The 18485-nt window shown below is 70.5% G+C and carries 10 protein-coding genes; 5 read left to right on the top strand and 5 right to left on the bottom strand.

All coding sequences use genetic code 11. The features are described from left to right. Positions 1 to 14: 14 nt before the first annotated feature. Complete coding sequence (locus ACYVAQ_RS13335; RefSeq protein WP_460790293.1) at positions 15 to 743, bottom strand: ABC transporter permease; 729 nt, start codon at positions 741 to 743, stop codon at positions 15 to 17. Further along, the gene (locus tag ACYVAQ_RS13330) at positions 743 to 2053 is read right to left on the bottom strand and encodes a hypothetical protein (protein WP_460790291.1); all 1311 of its coding nucleotides are present in this window, start codon (positions 2051 to 2053) and stop codon (positions 743 to 745) included. Before ACYVAQ_RS13330 ends, ACYVAQ_RS13335 begins: the two co-directional genes overlap by 1 nt. Positions 2054 to 2229: 176 nt before the next feature. Between ACYVAQ_RS13330 and ACYVAQ_RS13325 the strand changes: the two genes are divergently transcribed. The 5 genes from ACYVAQ_RS13325 to ACYVAQ_RS13305 all read left to right on the top strand — a co-directional run bounded on the left by ACYVAQ_RS13325 (position 2230) and on the right by ACYVAQ_RS13305 (position 7020). Then, positions 2230 to 3240, top strand: coding sequence for a L,D-transpeptidase (locus tag ACYVAQ_RS13325; protein WP_460790288.1), 1011 nt, complete (start codon positions 2230 to 2232; stop codon positions 3238 to 3240). A 142-nt stretch (positions 3241 to 3382) separates the two neighbouring features. Next, on the top strand, positions 3383 to 4273 hold the full coding sequence (locus ACYVAQ_RS13320; RefSeq protein WP_460790286.1) for an AfsR/SARP family transcriptional regulator: 891 nt from the start codon (positions 3383 to 3385) through the stop codon (positions 4271 to 4273). 143 nt (positions 4274 to 4416) lie between these two features. After that, positions 4417 to 5088 carry a response regulator gene (locus tag ACYVAQ_RS13315; RefSeq protein ID WP_460790283.1) on the top strand — a complete coding sequence of 224 codons (672 nt, stop codon included), beginning with the start codon at positions 4417 to 4419 and terminating at the stop codon, positions 5086 to 5088. Next, positions 5075 to 6415 (top strand): sensor histidine kinase, encoded by a 1341-nt coding sequence (locus ACYVAQ_RS13310; RefSeq protein WP_460790280.1) that lies wholly within the window; start codon positions 5075 to 5077, stop codon positions 6413 to 6415. The genes ACYVAQ_RS13315 and ACYVAQ_RS13310 overlap by 14 nt, the downstream gene beginning before the upstream one ends. Before the next feature lie 113 nt (positions 6416 to 6528). Then, positions 6529 to 7020, top strand: a complete 492-nt coding sequence (locus ACYVAQ_RS13305; protein WP_460790279.1) for a response regulator — start codon at positions 6529 to 6531, stop codon at positions 7018 to 7020. A 106-nt stretch (positions 7021 to 7126) separates the two neighbouring features. On the opposite strand, the gene ACYVAQ_RS13300 is transcribed toward ACYVAQ_RS13305, so the two are convergent. The 3 genes from ACYVAQ_RS13300 to ACYVAQ_RS13290 all read right to left on the bottom strand — a co-directional run bounded on the left by ACYVAQ_RS13300 (position 7127) and on the right by ACYVAQ_RS13290 (position 18179). Beyond that, on the bottom strand, positions 7127 to 11779 hold the full coding sequence (locus ACYVAQ_RS13300) for a multicopper oxidase domain-containing protein (RefSeq protein ID WP_460790277.1): 4653 nt from the start codon (positions 11777 to 11779) through the stop codon (positions 7127 to 7129). Between the two features lie 36 nt (positions 11780 to 11815). Beyond that, positions 11816 to 12385, bottom strand: coding sequence for a hypothetical protein (locus tag ACYVAQ_RS13295; protein WP_460790275.1), 570 nt, complete (start codon positions 12383 to 12385; stop codon positions 11816 to 11818). A gap of 106 nt (positions 12386 to 12491) precedes the next feature. After that, positions 12492 to 18179 (bottom strand): peroxidase family protein, encoded by a 5688-nt coding sequence (locus ACYVAQ_RS13290; RefSeq protein ID WP_460790272.1) that lies wholly within the window; start codon positions 18177 to 18179, stop codon positions 12492 to 12494. Between the last annotated feature and the right edge of the window lie 306 nt (positions 18180 to 18485).

Here is an 18485-nt window from a genome sequence, read left to right as displayed (position 1 = left end):
CGGTCACGGAGCGGTCACACGAAGACGTACGGCGTGCGGGCGGCCGTCCGGGCCACCACCAGCCCGCAGACGAGCATCGCGAGCACCACGCAGGACAGCACGACCAGCTGGAACTCGGCGGCCGCCACCGGCCCGGCGCCGCCGAACAGCGCACCGACGAAGGCGCCGGGCAGCGTGACGAGGCCGGTGGCGCGGGTCTGGTCGAGGTTCGGCAGCAGCGCCTCGCGCACGGCCGTGCGCGCGATCTCGTCGTAGGCCTGCTCGGGCGTGGCGCCCAGCGCCAGCCAGCCCTCGACCTCGTCGCGGCGCTGCTGGGCGCTCTGGGCGAAGCGCCGGCCCGAGAGCGTGGCGGCGTTCATCGCGTTGCCGATCACGATGCCGGCCAGCGCGACGACGTGGCGCGCGTCGAAGGTGACCATCCGGGCCGAGAACGCCACGACCAGGGCGATCCCGGCCCCGGTCAGGACACCGAGGAGCGCGAGGCGTCGTCCGTGCGGAACGGCGTCCAGGCGCCCGCCCGAGGTCCACGAGGCCGTCGCGACCATCAGCGCCACGAACGCGGCGGCGGTGGCGGGGACCGACAGCACCCCGCGCAGCAGGAGGGCGACGACGGCGAGCTGCACCGTCGCCCGGGCGAGCGCGGTGACCGGCTGCCAGCCGAGGTCGAGCCGTGACCACCCGGCGATCCCGGCGGACAGCAGCCCGATCAGGACCAGCCCGACGGCGAACCCGACCTGCTGCATCAGGCCGCCATGCGGCCGTGCGACTCGGTCATCGCCTCGTCGACGCCGTAGCGCGCGAGGCACCGGCGCAGCACGCGCAGGGCGTACGCGTCGGCGAGGGGGCGCAGCGCGGGAACCTCCGAGGCCTTCACGACCGCCGTGAACCGTCCGAGCACGTAGGGCGTGGTGAGCGCCACGAGCGCGCGATCGACGCGGTCGATCCGCACGCTCGACCCGGCGGCGAGGCCGCGCCCGCGGCCGAAGGCCCGGGCGAAGAAGACCTTGCTCCAGGCCTTCTCGACGCGGTCCGCGACCCGGTCGTGCGGCGTACGCCGTGGCCGGAGGTACGCCGCCAGGGTCGACCGCACCAGCGCACCGCAGGTCGCCTCGTCGAAGTCGTCGCGCAGGGTCGCGGCGCGGGTGTGGAAGACCCGGACGATCCCGGCGGGATCGCAGGGCAGCAGGTCCTCGGGCAGGCCCATCAGGTAGCAGCGGTAGCGCACGAACTCGTGGATCGCCCGCTCGCGCGGTGTCCACGCGGTGCGACCGGCGCGGATCGCCGCCATGGCGAGGATGTAGACGTTGATCATCCCGGCCGGCATCTGGTCGACCTGGGGGACGGGCACCCCGTAGACCTCCGGATCCCACCGCGGCGAGCGCAGCGCGTTGCGGCGCACGACCGCGTGCATCAGCCGGACGTGGGCGGTCGTCTCGAAGCCGATCCCGTGGCGATCCAACGCGTGGGGGAGCGTGGTGACCGCGAAGAAGCTGGTCGTCTCGACGACCCGGCGCGCGGCCCGCTTGTCCGACAGCGCGCCGGTGAGCGCCATCGGCAGCGCGGCGTAGGTGTTGATGAAGGTCGCCAGGAACGCGCCGCGGGTCAGGAACGGAGCGAGGAGGGCCGCGGCGATGCGGGAGTGGCGGGCGCCCTCCTCGACGAGCTCCCTGTCCAGCCAGTCGGGGACGACCTCCATCGCGGCCACGAAGTCGCGCAGCTCCTGCGGCGGGTCCTCGACCGCGTCGATGTCCTCGCGGCAGGCCGTGGTCAGCATCGCGATGAGCCGCTTGACGCCGTAGGTGTCCATCAGCGCGGCGTAGGGGTCGGCCGCCACGTCGCCGAGCAGGGTGGCGGTCCGCATCAGCTCCACGGTCGCCTCGTCGGCCAGCAGCGGCGCGCGCGGAGCGACCCAGTCCGGCAGCGAGGCCTTCACCTCCGGGTCGGTCGTGAAGCGGTACGGCGTCGCGGACAGGTCGACCTCGCCGTACATCGCCGGCTGGAGGACGCCCTGGCGGCGTACGCGCTCGGCGAGCTCGGGGTGGTGGACGGTCATCGGGCCTCGGCTCTCGCAGGTGCTGTGACCATCGTGGCACCACCCCGGGTGCGCCGCCCTGCAACCGAACCGCTGAGCGACTCATCACACTCACGCCTCGCCTGGCGGATCGGGCGCGGTACGCCGACTACCCTTGGCTTCGGCGAGCCCACCGTTGAGAAGAGGACAGAGCCCGCATGAAGACCACGTGGACGCACCGAGCCGCTGCGGCCGCAGCCGCCGGCCTGCTGCTGACCCTGACCGGCTGCGGTCTCGACGCGGGCTCGAACGACGCCTCCCAGCAGGTCGGTGCCTCCACCTCGGCCCAGCCGTCGTCCGGATCGACGACGGCGACCGCCGCCCCGACGCCGAAGAAGCACTTCCCGAAGGGGCCGCCGATGCTCCTGGAGAGCATCGCGCCGCTGAGCGGCACGACCGTGGGCGTGGCGATGCCGATCTCGATCGTGTTCAGCGATCCGGTCAAGACCTCCGCCCGCAAGGCCGTCGAGCAGGCGATCACGCTCAAGACCTCGGTGCCGGTGACCGGCGCCTGGCACTGGTTCGGGGACCAGCGCGTGGACTTCCGCCCGAAGCACTTCTGGCCCTCCGGCACGAAGATCTCGATGGTCGCCGCCTTCAAGCACGTCGGTGACGGCTACGGCCGCTACGGAACGCACGGCTACACGCGTGACTTCACGATCGGCTCCGACGTCCGCACCCACGTCTTCATCGCCAAGCACAAGATGACCGTGACCAAGGACGGCAAGCTGGTCCGCACCATGCCGATCGACGCCGGCAGCCCGGAGTTCCCGTCCTGGGACGGCACGATGGCCGTGGTCAACAAGGAGCGCACCACCCGGATGACCTCCTGCAGCGTCAACATCGCGTGCAGCAAGAGCGACCCGAACTTCTACGACCTCACGCTCCCGTGGGACGTCCGGATCACGAACTCCGGCACCTTCCTCCACTACTCGCCGGCCGACCCGTACCCGGGTCACAGCTACGGCTCGCACGGCTGCGTCCACCTCTCCTGGAACGACGCCGAGTGGTACTACAACCTCGCCAAGCAGGGCGACCCGGTGACGATGACCGGTTCGCCGCGCGGCAAGGCCGACGGCGACAACGGGTACGCCGACTACAACGTCGCGTGGCCGGACTGGCTGGCGGGCAGCGGCGCCGGCGCCTTCACCACCACCGCCACCGCCTGATGGTCCGACCCGGCCAGGGGCCGGCGGACGGACTAATCAGTTTTGGGGGTCGGCCCCCCCGCGCATGAGGGTGCCGACGCGCGGCCGCGACGACGAGGGTGGGCCCCGGTCACATCCATCCGTCGAGCGTGGGGGTCTCGCGATGATCAATGTCAGGCTGTTCGGAGCAACGTCGGTCGAGGTCGACGGGAGGTGGCTCCCTCCGGGAGCCCTCCGCGGTCGACCGCGACAGATCCTCGAGATCCTGGCCGCAGCCGACGGCGCGCCCGTCGCCAAGGACCGGCTCTCGGACCTGGTCTGGGACGGCGCCCCGCCGGCGTCGTACCAGGGCACCCTGGAGAGCTACGTCTGCAACCTGCGGCACAGCCTGGGCGTGAAGAGCGGCCGCGCCTCGGTCCTCGCGACGTCCGCCGCCGGCTACGTGCTGGCCGGCCCGGACGTCTCCGTCGACCTGAGCGAGGCGCACCGGCACCTCGCCGCCTCCGGCTCGGCCGACGTCGTCGTCGACCACGCGCTCGCCGCGGTCCGGCTGGCCACGGGGGAGCTGCTCGAGAGCGAGCCGTACGCCGCCTGGGCGGACCGCTCGCGGGACGTCTTCAGCCGGTCCGCCGTGACGGCGTACGTCCGCGCCGCCGGGCTCGCCAACGGGGTCCGCCGGTTCGACGACGCGACCCGCTTGGCCCACGAGGCGGTCCGCCTCGACCGGCTCTGCGAGCTCGCCTGGCAGCAGCTCATCCGGGCGTACTGGCTGTCCGGCCGGCACGGCGAGGCGCTGCGCGCGTACGCCGACCTCCGGCAGGTCATGATCGACGAGCTGGGCGACGAGCCGGGGCCGGAGAGCCGCGACCTCTACTTCGCGGTCCTCCGCGACTCCTCGGACGACAGCGACCGACGCCGCTTCGCGGGACCCGAGCTGCAGACGCTCCTCGTGCTGCTCCGGCAGTCGCTCGCGTCGACCCCGGGAGCGGTGCTCCCGGCGCGCGACTCGGCGCTCTCGGCGGCCGCGGCGAAGGTCATCGCCGCGATGGCGTGACACGCCTCGTGCGACAAAGGCAAAGAAATCCACAGCTCGGGCAAAGAAACGCGAATCCCGCCGCGCGGTTCTGCAAATGGCCTCACTGTTGACGTCGGGGGGGACCTCAGTTCCCAGAGGTTGGAAGTCCAATGAGTCAAACGATGGTTCGCAAGGAAACATCTCTCGGGACACTGAAGATCGTCGTCGTCGACGATCACCTGATGTTCGCCCAGCTGCTCGCGCTCACGCTGGACGACCAGCCCGACATGGAGGTCGTCGGCATCGCCGGCGACGTCGACACGGCGCTGGCGATGGTCTCCTCGCTGCAGCCCGACCTCGTCCTGATGGACGCCCGGCTGCGTGACGGCGACGGCGTGGCGGCGACTGCCGAGCTCGTGGCTCGGACGCCCGGGCTGCGGGTCGCGGTGCTCAGCGGGCACATCGACAGCGCATTGATGCGCCGGGCAGCCGAGGCGGGCGCGTGTGCCCTCCACCCCAAGGACGGCGATCTCGACGAGATCCTGCACGCGGTACGCACCGCACGCAGCGGGACCTTCGTGGTGCAGCCCGAGCTGTTGCGCAACCTGGTCACGGAGACCCGTCACGCACCGGCATGGCAGCCGGCGCTCACCGATCGCGAGCGCGACGTCCTGCAGTTCCTGGCCGCGGGTCTCGACGCCTGCGTCATCGCCCACGAGCTGGGCATCTCGGTCAACACGTGTCGCGGCTACGTCAAGAACATCCTGGCGAAGCTGGGTGCCCACTCGCAGCTCGAAGCCGTCGTGCTGGCGATGCGCAGCGGACTGGTCGGCGTCGGCGATGTCGCGCCGTGACGGCGCCAGGGCACTCTCCGGTGGACTCGGCCGTCACGCACTCCTCCAGTTCGCGCTAGGGGTGCTGGTCGCCATCGTCGTGGCGAGCGTGGCCAGCCTGCTCGTCGCGCAGCAGATGTCGGAGAAGATCGCGCTCCGCACCGCGGAGGCGCGGGGCGAGGCCTTCGCCCGCGGTGTGGCAGCCCCCCTGGTCAACGAGGCCGTCCGGAGCGGGGACCCCGACGCCACTCAGCTGTTCAGCACCGTCATGGAGAACCGGATCAATGCCGGTTCCATCCTGCACATGAAGCTGTGGGCGATCGACGGGACCGTGCTCTGGGCCGACGAGCACGGCCTGATCGGCAAGCGCTTCGACCTCGACCCCCCGGTCAAGGCCCAGGCGGGCAGCGAGTTCGTCCACTCCGAGGTCTCCACCCTGGACCAGCCGGAGAACCAGTTCGAGCTGAGCGCGGGCCGGCTCCTGGAGGTGTACGTCGGCGCGACCGACGCCGACGGCGTACCGGTCATCATCGAGACCTACTGGTCGGCCAGCGGCATCCACGCCGACGAGCGGCGAGTGCTGTGGGAGATCGCGCCGCTGTCGCTCGGATCGATCCTGCTGCTGATGACGCTGATGCTGCCGGTCGCGATCAACCTCGCTCGCAACGCCAACCGGAGCGTGCTCGAGCGCAACCGGGTCCTCAACCATGCCCTCGGCGCGGCCGACCTCGAGCGGTCGCGGATCGCCCAGATGCTGCACGACGGGGTCATCCAGGACCTCGCCGGGCTCGGATTCGCCCTGCCGTCGGCGTCTTCGCGGATCCGCGACGAGTCCGAGCTCGACAGCGCCCGCCAGATCGTCGACAACGCCACCGAGGTGATCCGCAACGACCTGACGACGCTGCGGACGCTGCTCGCCGACATCTACCCGCCGTCCCTGGCCCTGGGCGAGCTGGCGACGGCGATCAACGAGCTCGCCTCGAGCGCGGAGCGCTCGGGCCTGGTCGTCAGCGTCGAGCTGCAGACCGAGCAGCCGCTCGGGCACGCGACGAACCAGCTCGCCTACCGGATCGTCCGGGAGGGCCTGCTCAATGTCGCCAAGCACACCACGGCGACCCGTGCCTGGGTCGTCATCCGCGCCGTCGGGGACGTCATCCAGGTCTCGGTGCGCGACAACGGACCGGGCGCCGAACCGGTCTCCATCGCCGATCCGCAGTCGGGCCACATCGGGCTCCGGCTGCTCTTCGACGCCGTGGCCGACCAGGGCGGGGACCTCTCGATCCGGCCTGCGGACGAGGGAGGCACGGTGCTGCTCGGAACGTTCCCGGTCCCGCAGCCCGATCTGTGATCGTCCGTCCAGCTCCAGGTCGGCGACAGCAGCCCAAGGAATCCACAGGGGGCCGTCACCAGACTTGCCTTGAGGCGCCGCCGCCGGCGCGGCTCGGGCGAGAGGAAGAAAACATGATTCGGATAGTTCTTGCCGATGACCACCCCCTTATCCGTCACGGGCTCGCGGCGATCCTCGACGACCAGCCCGACATCACCGTGTGCGGTGTCGCGGCCAGCGGCGAGGACGCCGTCGTCCAGGTCCGTGATCAGGCTCCCGACGTGGCCCTGCTCGACCTGTCGATGCCCGGCGAGGGCGGACTCGCTGCGGCGGCCGAGATCGTCGTGGGGCACTCCGCCACGCGGGCGCTGATCCTCACCTGCCACGGCGACGCCGTGCACATCCGAGCGGCCCTTGCGGCCGGTGCGAGCGGTTACGTGCTCAAGGACGCCACCGTGGCTGAGCTGGTCGACGCCGTCCGCGCGGTCCATCGAGGTGAGCTCGTCATGAGTCCCGAGGTTGCGCGGGCGCTCGAGGAGGACACGATCCTCCCGGCGGCACAGCCCCGGCGGCACGCTCATGGTGCGCGCAGGACTCGACCGAGCCGGGGACGCCGCCGACCGTAGCTTGCCCCTCCTCGATGCCCTGGGCGCCGCTGACAGCTGACAAGCTGCCGCCGGCGCCCACCCTCGTGAGTGGGCGCCGGCGGGGGTGCGGTGCCGGGTGCGACGCTCAGCAGGCGCTGGCGTCGACCCGGAGGATCGAGCAGCTGCTGGCCGGCAGGACGTGCTGGAGGCCCCAGGCGCCGGCCTGCGTGAACGGCAGCCGCGAGTCGCCGTACAGGTAGTCGCCGGGTCGGCCGCCGCCTGCTCCACCGACGACGTCCAGGTCGAAGGTCTCCCACGGTCCCATGCCCTGGGCGCTCATCCAGTTGGAGTTCGGGATGAACCGGTCCTGCGGCCAGGTGAGCCCGCCGAGGGTGAAGACGTGGCTGTTCTCGCTGCCGGGCGTCATCATCACGTGGACCAGCATCGGGTCTCCGGCGTACGCCGTCATGGTGGGCACCGATCCGGGGTCGGTGAACGAGTTCCCCGCGGGTGCGGCGTTGTAGCCCAGCAGCGTCCGGCCGATGGTGGCGGCCGTCGGGTAGGGCATCATGTCGCGACCCATCTGGATGTCGTCCTCGGCGAACGGGACGGTGAAGTCCCGGTAGTTCGGCGTCGCCGTCCCGGGCGCACGGACCAGCACCTGGGCGCCGAGGTCCTTCAGGGCGCCGGTGACCGGGTCCCGGAAGATCGTCGGCTGGCCCGGGACCTGCGAGGCCGGTGCGACCACGACGGTGCCGTAGAGGCCGTTCTTCAGGCTGCCCGCGTTGGCCAGGTCGCCGATCACCGCGCTCCCGATCTTGTCGGTCTGCACGAAGTAGCGGTAGGTCCGCACCCCGCCGGGGTCGACGTTCTGCTCCGGGTTGAAGCCGACGTCGACGCCGCCCGACCCGACCTCGCGGTCGAGCTTGCCCATCGAGAACCCGACGGGCGTGTTGAGCGCGTCGTGCAGGGTCACGGTCACGCACTCGCCGGCGACGACGTGCATCACGAGCGGCTGGGCGACCTTGGTGCCCAGCTTGATGGCGTTGACGTCATCGGTCGGGACGTACGCCGTGCGGCTGCCGTTGGAGATGTTGTTCGACCGGTCCATCGCGGTCAGGTCGAACGACCGGCTCGGTGCGCCCATCGGACAGGGGTTGCCGGGGCCGTCGGCGGCCGGCGGGTTGTTCCCGGTCATCGTCGGCTCGGTGTACGGCGCACTCGGCGTACTCACCCCCGGCAGCGGCTGCAGGTCGCCGACCATGCCGGGCAGGACCCGGACGATGCCCCACGCGCCCTGCTGGGTGCGGTTCTCCATGCCGTTGGCGTAGAGGTAGTCACCCGGCTTCAGCCGCATCGAGCTCGGCTCGCCGTTGAGCACGAGGGTGTAGCGCTCGCTGATGCCGCCGTGGACGGCGTCGATCTGGGTGCCGTTCGGCACGCCGTTCAACGTCTGTCGTGGCTCGAGCAACGTGTTCGCCCCGAGGAAGTGCAGCGAGTCGAGGGTGGGCGAGATGCTGATCGTGCGGACCACGAGCGGGTCGTTCGCGTACAGCTTCGGGAGCGGGGTCAGCGGGTCGCCGTACTTCCACGAGCTGAACTGGTGGGCCTTGTCCGGCCGGTCGACCAGCGGGTTCGCCCGCAGGTTGAGCGTGGAGTAGGCGTCGGCGTCGTTGTCGTTGATCGTCCACAGCGCGAGCTCGCGGAAGCTGCCGTCCACCAGGCCGGGGGCCAGCGGGTTCGAGGTGTGGATGTCGACCAGCGTGCCGGAGTCGACGGGCTTGCCGGTGACCGGGTCGGTCCACGTCGAGCCCTTGGGCTCGATGATCAGCTGCCCGACCAGGCCGTGGCCCCAGCCGTGGATGCCGTCGACGTGGTCGTGCCAGAAGATGTTGTCGAGCTGGACGTCGGGGTACCAGCGTTCCTGGAGGAACTCGGTGCCGGCGTACTCACCGGACGGATGGGCCTTCTGCACCGGCGCCGTCAGCGTCACCGTCCGGGTGGACGTGCTCACCGACTTGATCTGCCGGATCTCGATGTTCTCGGTGCCCTGGCCGATGGCGATCCACTTCTGGGCCGCCTTGCCGTTGGCGTCGGTTCCGGTCAGGCCGGCGACGGACGAGAGGGTGAGGGTCGAGCCGCCGGCCGCCATGGGCTTCGTCAGCGTGGCGTCGGTGACCGTGTAGGGCCGCACGCTGTGCTCGTAGGCGAAGCCGGCGCTCACGCCGTCGGATCCCTGGACGTCGAACTGCACGTGGTGGATGTGCATCGACACCTTGGAGTACCCGTCGAAGGCCTTGTCGTCGGGGATCATGCTGTTCAGCGTGATGGCGACGCAGTCGCCCTGGTTGGCCCGGATCGCGAGCGGCTCGCCCACGTCGGGCCCGGCGTTGAGGATCCGGTCCTTGTCCTGCGCCAGGACGAAGATCTTGCCGTCCGGGTCGACGAAGCTCGGCGTGCGCCGGATGGGCTTGGCGATGGCCACGACGTTGTAGGTGCGCAACGGTCGGTGGGCCGGGCACAGGCCGTCGGGACGGTTCGTCCACGGGTTGACGGTGTTCCTGCCCGCGGACGGGGTGTCCGCGTTCTCGCCGAGGTACGGCGCTCCGGTGTGCCCGTTGCCCGTGAACGGCGGTCGTTGGCCGATGTGCGTGCGCAGCAGCGGGTACGCCGGCCGCCCGTTGAGCGGGTTGAACAGGATCGCCGGGCGTCCGCCCACGATGTGGCCCTGGTCGATCGGCAACAGGTTGGGCTGGCCGGGGATGACCTTCTCGGACTCGATGTAGTTCGTCTGGTCACCGGGCTCGCCGAGGTAGAGCGGCTTGCTGGCCGTGCCGGCCACCTTCCAGTCCATGACCGTGGCGTCCTGGGCGTCGGCCTTGATGCCCGACGGCGGCAGCTGCGGGCGGATCCAGGCGTCGAGGTTCTTGGCGGTGATCGTGGTGCCGCCGTAGGTGTGCCCGATCAGCCCCGTGGAGTCCACCGGCATCGGCGGGGACATCCGGTCGGGGAGCGGGACCAGGTCGGGCTGCATGGTGTCGTAGACCCGCCACACCGACCACATCCCGGAGACGTAGTGCTTGGCGATGTGGCAGTGGAACAGGAAGTCGCCCACGGACTGCTGGACGCCGCCGGCGCCACCCTCGAGCTCGAGGTTGTAGGACTCGCCGGGGCCGATCGACTGGGAGTCGAGCCGCTGCGACGGCGAGAGGTTCGTGGCGGGGTCCTTCTGCAGGCCGGTCTGGGCGTAGTGCCACGTCGGGTCGGAGACCGGGTTGAAGCGCCACCGGTCGCCGCCGCCGTGCAGGTGGTAGATGTGGAACTTCTCCGCCCCGGCGTGCATCAGCCGGATCTTGGTCGGGTCGGCCAGGTAGCCCCGCATCATCGGGGTCGACGGCTCGCCGAAGGTGTAGGAGCTGTAGGCGTGGGCCTTCTCCTTGGGGAAGCTGAGCAGGCGGTTGCGGAACGGCTCGCTGCGGTAGTTGAGCGCGAAGGCGCCGGGCCGGTAGGAGCCGGTCGTGTTGTCGACCAGCGGCACGAGGCTGCCGTCCTTGGCGGTGAGCTGCTCGTTGTCGTTGCCGATCTCGTGGTGCAGCAGCGCCGCCTCACGGAACGCGCAGGTGGGCATCGTGCTCATCGGGTCGCACGGCACGTTCATGCCGGCGGGCTTGATGATGGCCTCCCAGCCTGACGCTAGCGGCATGCCGGGCGTGGTGGCGTCCCAGTACGTCGATCCGTGCGGCTCGACCTCGAAGGCGCCGAACAGCCCGTGGTCGACCGCGGCCCGGTTGCCGGGCCCGGGGTGGATGTGGTGACCGCCCTCGGCGCGCGGGTCGTCCGGGATCGAGTAGCGGTAGGTGACCGTCTGCCCGAAGGACGCGGTGGAGTCGGGGTTGGCGCCGACCTGGTCGCCCGAGGAGCTGACGTCGAAGCTCAGGCCGTCGATGTGCATGCCGACCGGTCCGCGCGAGGTCTTGTTGGTGAAGGTGATCGAGACGCAGTCGCCCTCGTTGGCGCGGATCACCAGGGGCTGGATCGGGTCGTCGTGCTCGCCGATCGAGACCTGCTGGGTCTGCTCCTGGTGCCGGATCGCGGGGATCGCGTCGTTGAGCGCGTACATCACGCCGTTCGGGTCGTGGTCGCCGAACCGGTTGACCGGGATGTCGACGTCGATCGCGGTCACGTCGAAGGACTTGTCGACCGGGCCGCCGGACAGGCAGTCACCGGTCGAGATGGCCGCGCCGGCGGGCGACGCGGTGCTCAGGGCACTCGTCCCGACCACCGTGACGGTCGCGGCGGCGAGGGCGAGGAGTGCCCGGACCCGCCGGGACGAGAACGTCCCGGCGGCCCGGCGCGCCCTGTGGTTCAGGGCGAGGAGGGGCAGCAGCACGACCAGCAGGGTCGCCGCGTCGGCGAGCCAGAGGCCGATGCTGAGCGTCCCGGTCTCCGCGGACGCGTGCAGCTGTGCGCCACCAGCCACTGCAAGCGCTGCCGCGGGACCGATCAGGAGGAGCTCCCGGGCTGCGCCCGCCTCCTGAGCAGGGGTGCCACCTCGCGTCGGGCGCAGGAGGCTGAGGAGGGCGACGACCACCGTCACCGTGGGGACGAGGGCGTAGCCCACGAGCGAGCCGAACGCGACCAGGTGGGAGGTCGCGCCGCCGTGGCCGGCGTGCCGGTTCGGCTCGAGCAGGGCGAGCCAGGCGGCTCCACCGACGCACAGGACCAGCCCGGCGAGCAGGTCGAGACCGAGGATGAGGGAGCGGGGTCCGAGAGTGGCGGGAGCGTGGCGCGTACTCATGGTGACCTCCAGGGTCGGCGTGCTGAGCGCGGGCGCTCAGTGGTGGTGCTCGGAGCTGTTGGGATTCGGGACGTACGGCGCACCCGCGGCGAGCGCGGGGAGGTCGATCGTGTGACGGGTGCCGACCGCACCCAGGACCAGGTGGGTGGTGCCCCGAGGGACGACGAAACCGATCGAGCCCTCCACCGTCGCGTGCGGGGTCAGGACGCCGGCGTCGAGCGTCCCGCTCGCCGGCAGGATCGGCGTGGTGGAGCCGGGGAGGTAGGCCCGCAGCTGCCCGGCGTCGTACGCCGCCTTCCGGCTGCCCGACGAGACGTCCAGCCAGACCTGCACCATCATCTGGTCCTCGCTGACCAGACCCTGGATGTTGTGCCCCATGCCGCCCATGAGGTCGGCGTTGGCGATGCCGACGACCTCCTCGGCGGACACGACCTGGAACGTCACGTCGCCGAGCCGCAGCGCCGACGGGTCCTCGCCGGCGGTCTGCCACAGGGAGACGGCGCGCAAGCCGCCGTACGCCGTGACGGCGACGAGGAGCAGGGCGGCGACCAGCGACCACCGGACGGTGATCGGGTGGCTGTGGGTGCGCAGCGCAGTGGCGTCCATGGACCGATCGTGCGCCGCGCTCCTTGCACGGATCTTGGACGCACGGATGCCCGTGGCCTCGGGCCACGGGCATCCGCCTGGTGCTGTCGTGCTGTGGTGCTGCCTCCTAGGTCCGGAAGGTCCAGGAGACGGGAGCCAACCTGTTGCCGGCCAGGTCCCGGATCCCGTTGGTGAGGTTGACCCGGTAGTTGGTGCCCGCCGTGAGCGGGAGGAGCGGCGTCAACGTCGCCGTCTTCCCGTCGAGGCTCAGGGTGACGAGCGCCAGCACGTTCCGCCCGCCGGCCACGGTGGCCAACGCGAAGGTCCCGTTCGTCACACCGGTCACCGGCTCACTGAAGGTGACCACCACCTGAGTGGTGCGGGAGACACCCGTGGCGTTGGGCGCCGGGGTCCTCGACACGACCGTGGGTGGGGTCGTGTCCGGGACCGATCGGAAGCTCCACGACGTGGTCGCCAGCGGGTTGCCCGCCAGGTCCCTGATCGCCGTGGCACCGCCGGTCAGCGTCGCCGTCAGCTGCGTGTTGGGCGGCAGCGGCGCGTTCGGCGTCAGTGTGGCCGTGTTGCCCGTCATGGTGACCGTCGCCGGGATGGCAGCCCCGGTCACGGTCCGCCGCAGGGTGAACGTGGTGCCACTGACCCCGGTGACCGGCTCGCTGAATGTCGCCGTCACCGTGCTCGTGAGCGGGACGTTGATCGCCCCGTTCGCGGGTGCCCGTGCCGTCACGGTCGGAGGCGTGGTGTCCGCCAGGACCGTCACCGCGTTGGACGGTGCACTGGTCGGGCCCGCGCCGTTCGCGTTGGACGCGAACACCTGGAGCCGGACCGACGTACCGGCCGCGAGACCGGTGACCGTTGCGCTGGTGGCGCCGGGCCCGGCCGAGGCCGTGCCCACCACCACGTTCGACCCGTTGATCGCCTGGATGGTGTAGCCGGTGATCGGCGAGCCGCCGTCACTGGCCGGAGCCGTCCAGGTGACGCTCGCCGAGTTCACCCCGGCGGTCGCCGTACCGATCGTCGGCGCACCCGGAACAGTCGAGTGCGGGGTGACCGCGTTCGACTCCGCCGAGTACGGGCTGGTCCCGAAGCTCCCGACAGCCCGCACCTTGAAGGTGTAGGTCGTGCCGTTCGTCAGGCCCGTGATGTGCGCGCTGGTGTCGGTCGACGGAGCGGTGCGGAGAGCACCCTGCTGGACCCCACCCGAGAGCACCTGGATGTCGAACGACGTGGCGGAGGCACCGGTGGCCGCGGGCGTCCAGGTGACGTCAGCGGAGGCGTTGCCGGCCGTGGCCGTTCCGATCGTGGGTGCGTCGGGTGCCGCGAGCAGGACCGTCTGGTCGCTGAACTGCAGCTGCTCGATGTTGAACAGCGTGTCCGTTCCGTCTCCCGTGGACACGACACCGGGGGCCGGAGCCGCACTGGTGGTGTCGTGGACCGTGACCGACCCGTCCGGGTTGGACGTGATCGTGTACTGGGAGCGCGGACCGGCGTACACCGAGGTGTCGCAGTTGACCGGAGAGCTGGCACCGCAGTCGGCGGGGGCGTTGACGTTGTTCACGATCTCCCGGATGTTGACCAGGTTGCCCGGGTCGACGAGGCCGGCGAAGACGGCCTGCTGCAGGGTCATCCCGGCGGTTCCCGGCCCGAAGTTGCCGCTGGTGGGCAGCCCCTCCATGAGGTCGGTGCGTCCGAGCTCGTTGCCGTTGCCGTCGGTCACGCTGATCGCGACCTGCAGCTGCTTGTCACCGTCGATGATCTCGTCGCCCGCACGACCCGTGATGGTGTCGCTTCCGGGACCGCCGAGGAGGATGTCACCCTCGCCCCAGACCTTGCCGCTGAGCGGGCAGCGTCCGGAGGCGGAGATGGCAGCCACGTCGGCAGCGTTGCCGAGCCACTGGGCGACCGGCGGGAGCAGGGCGTTGAGGCCCTTGATCCGGTTCATGCCGGCCTGGTCGATGGCGTCGCATCCCTGGAAGCCACCGCCACCGATGAGGCGGGGGTTGGCCAGGACGCCGTCGGTGCCCTTGATGACGTCGTTGAACGAGCCACCCGAGTCGGCCTCGGTCTCCTGCCAGCGGTCGCGGTTGACGATCACCTGGATGGGCAGGCCGCCCAGGTTGTTGTTGATCATCATGTCGTCGTTGGCAGCGGTGGTGTCACCCTGGTGGGTGGCCCAGTCGAAGCCGCCGGCGCCGGCGTTGCGGTCGATGGCCGCGTTCTGCAGCATGATGTCGTCGCCACCCTCGGCGTCGTAGTCGTTCTCACCCGGCTGACCGATGAAGATGTCGTTGCCTGGTGCGATCTCACCCGGGTCGTCGAAGAACGGCGCTCCGTGGTCACCCTGAAGCAGGTCCTGACCCGTGCCGCCCTCGATCCAGTCGTCGCCTCCGTCACCGAAGACGGCGTCCGCACCCTGGCCGGCGATGATGTAGTCGTTGCCGGGACCGGCGAACTCCTCGTTGTCGTTGGCACCGCCGTTGAGGAAGTCGCTGCCGTCGCCACCGAGGACGATGTCGTTACCGGGGCCGCCGTCAGCGGCGTCGTTGCCGGGACCGCCCTTGAGGACATCGGCTCCGTCGAGGTCGGTGATGATGTCGTTGCCCTCGCCTCCGAGTGCCACGTCGTCACCGCCCTGGCCCTCGATCCGGTCGTTGCCGGTGCCGCCCCAGAAGGTGTCGTTGTCGACACCGCCCGTGACCCGGTCGTTGCCGTGGGTGTCGGGGTTGGTGACGTCCGTGCCCTGGTAGACCGCCTGGCCGTTGATACCGGGCGGGTCGACGGTGTTCCTCGTCTTGTACGAGATGGTGCCGTCGGGCGAGCGGGTCAGCAGCAGCGACTCGTTGCAGTCGGTCGTGGTCGGGTCGTCGGCCACCGTGGATCCGAACTGGGTGAACCCGGCGGGGGTGCCCGCGAGGTGCGACAGCTGGAACTTGCAGTCGGCGGTCGCGAACGCGTCCGCCTTCAGCGTGTTGGTGTTGTCGGTGTTGCGCTGGATCAGCTCGGAGAAGGAGTTGCCCTCGAGCTGGCTGCGCAGGTTCAGGCCCGGCGTCCGTGCCAGGTAGTAGAACCGGTCACCGTCCTGCAGCTTCTCCAGCTGGAGCTGGAACACGTAGTTGAACGTGCTGCCCAGCAGGCCACCGAACAGGTTGGTCGCCTCGGCGAGACCGCCGACCCAGAGGTCGACGTTGTCGAGACCGGTGGTCGTCACGCCGTTCGGGTCGCTCGCCCAGGCACCGGTGCTGAACATGAAGTCAGCAGCGTCGGCCGGGGGAGTGTCCGTCGGCAGCGGGTCGACGATCGCGCGAGCCGCGGCCCGCTTGCCGGCGATGGTCGTCGCGTTGACGATCGTCGGGTGGAGGCCGTACGCCGCCACGAAGTTGATCAGCGACTCGGGGTGCTTCAGGTGTTGTCCGAAGTCGCTCCAGCTCGTGTACGGCTGCATCTGACCGTCGTTCGTCTGCGCGAAGATCTGCCGACGGACGTCGTTCAGCGGCGGGATGCCGGCGTCACGCGCACGGGTCAGGTTGAGCGTGGCGAGGTCGAGCGGCAGACCGAGCAGGTTGTTGCGCAGGGTCTCCGTGACGAACTCGTCCAGCTCGTTGCCGACCTGGTCCGAGGAGCCCATGACGATGGCTCCTGCGGCTGCCTTGGCGTTGAGCGTCCCCGCGGTCCCACCGTCGAAGAACTCGGGTGGGTTCAGGAACGCCGTCAGCAGCGGCAGCGAGTTGTCCGAGCCGTCCGCATTCGTGCGGGCGACCGTGTCGTCGAGCATCGAGTGACCGAACCGGTAGACGGCGTGGGCGAACTCGGCGTCGATGGCGGGGTTGACGTCCGGCGAGTACACGTGGAACGGGTGGATCGCCGGCTGCACCTTGCGGGCGAACTCCTCGAACACCAGGTGCTGGTACTCCATCTCCGTGACGAAGCGGGCCGCCTGGAACAGGCGCTCGCCGTAGTCGTAGCCGGAGACCCCGATCGCCTTCCAGTCGGCGAGCGCGGCCACGCCCTCCGGGGAGGTGTCGCTGGTCAGCACGTTGTTGATGTAGCCGACCAGGCGGTTGTGCTCGGAGTGGAAGATCTGGTGGATCGTGGAGAGCGCGATGTTCTCGTTGCAGCGACCGTCACCACAGGCGAAGTGCGCGTTGAGCATCTCGTCGTCGTAGGTGCCCGGAGGCTGGTGCGCGAAGTCCGCGGACGGCGTGTTGTCCGCGTCCGGCACCGGAACGCAGTTGCAGGTGCCGGGACCGAACTGCGGGCTCGGGTCTGCGTTGTGCGCGATGTCGGTGAGGAACGGCGTGTCGAAGTGCAGGACGTTGTTCGGGACCGGGACCGGGTTGGCGAGGTTGCCCTCGACCAGGCCGGTGGTGGTCACGTACTGCGGCAGTCCGCGGGCCGGGCCCGGGATGAACTTGCCGTAGGGGTCCGTCGCCAGCATCGGGACGTTGGTGACGTCCTTGTCCTGGAGCAGCAGACCGAGCTGCGAGGCAGCCTGTGCCTTCACCGAGTGCCAGGTGCTCTCACCCTCCGTGCCGTCCGGCGAGTTCGGGTAGATCGCGCCGGTCGGCTCGCCACCGAGCAGGAAGCCGGTCGAGACGACCGCCGGGTTGTCGGCGCCGTACGGGCCAGGTCGCGTCGAGGGCGCGTACTGACGCAGGAAGACCTGGTGCGACGGGTGCGAGGTGTAGGTCTGGCTCTGGTCGACCCAGGGGGTGTCGGTGTTGTTCGCGTCGGTGATGTCGTCGGCCGTGCCGAGGACACCGTCGGGACCGGGCTGGTTCTGGGCGCGGGTCAGCACCATGAACGCCTGCGACGGGGGAACCTCGTCACCGGTGTTCGGCTTGCCGTCCGGGCCGAGGGTCCGCAGCGGGTCGTCCGGCTTGAGCGGGACGAACACGGTGCCCCCGCTCTTGACCGTCTGGTCGACCCCGTGGTCGAAGAACTGGCCGAAGAACGTGAACAGGCTGTTGTACGGCGGCGAGAGGCCGACGTCGGTGGTCACGTTCGGGATGAACAGGGTCTGGTGCGACGGCACGCAACCCGGCGGGTCCGCCGCCACCGGCGGGTTGGCCGTCGGGTCGGGGTCGGTCGTGCACGGGTGCAGGCCTGGGTTCTCCTGCGACCGGACGGGGTTCCCGGCGGCCGCGATGGCCGCGGGGTTGGTCGAGGTCTGGTCGACGATCAGGTTGCTGATGACGCGCGGCTGGGAGTCGACCACGACGTTGTTGGCCAGCTTCTGCTTGTACGACGAGTTCGCCGGACCACCGAACTGGGTCGCGTCCTCGGCGTCGCGGAACTTCGCGGTCGTGAGCCGCGGGAAGGGCTGGTCGGCGGCGGCGAAGTTCTCGTCCCCGAGCTTGAGGTTGTTGCAGCTGCCGTCCACGGTGCGCAGGCCGTACGACGTCAGGATGTCGGGCACCTGCTCGGCGTCCGGGATGCCGTCGCCGGGCTGGTTGAGCAGCGTGCTGCAGGGGTGCGCCGGCGTACGCGTGAACGAGTGCCGCTCGGCGATCTTGATCTGCTTGAGGATGAAGGCCAGGTCACCGGTGGTCACGGTGAAGCCGTTGCCGACCGGGCCGACCGCACCCTGGCCGGCGGGCATGGCCACGACCTGGATGCCGAGCGCGAGCGGTACCGCGAAGGCGGTCGCGAGCGCGACCCGCGGATTGCGGACGGTGAGGAGCGAGACCAGTCGACCTCGCGTCCTCCTGTCGGGTGGCCTGCGGCGCCGGTGCCTGCGTTCGGGGTCGGCGTGGGCGCCGGACGAGCGGCGACCGTGGCGAGGACGCAATTGGAGCATGATCGAACCTGCCTCTAGTCGGGGGTGGATGCGACCACGATCGGAAGGTGACCTTGGGAAATCCTTGAGGTCGCCTCCGGACCGGTGGTCACGACGGCGAACGGGCCTCCACGGGGGTCAGCCGTGGAGGCCCGCCGGGCGGATGGCCGCAAGAGGGGGTCGGCTCCGCCGCACCGCGCTGTAGGGGTCCCAGCGCGGGGCGCCCTCCAGGAAGGGAGAGGCGTCGCTTGGACGCTAGGAGTCCGATCTTGGAAATTGCTGGGTCCGCCGGACCGGCGACCGGCGGGGTGTGCCGCGGACGGCTTC

The sequence above is a fragment of the Nocardioides maradonensis genome, assembly GCF_054777115.1.
This window is presented reverse-complemented; position numbering and strand designations above follow the sequence as displayed.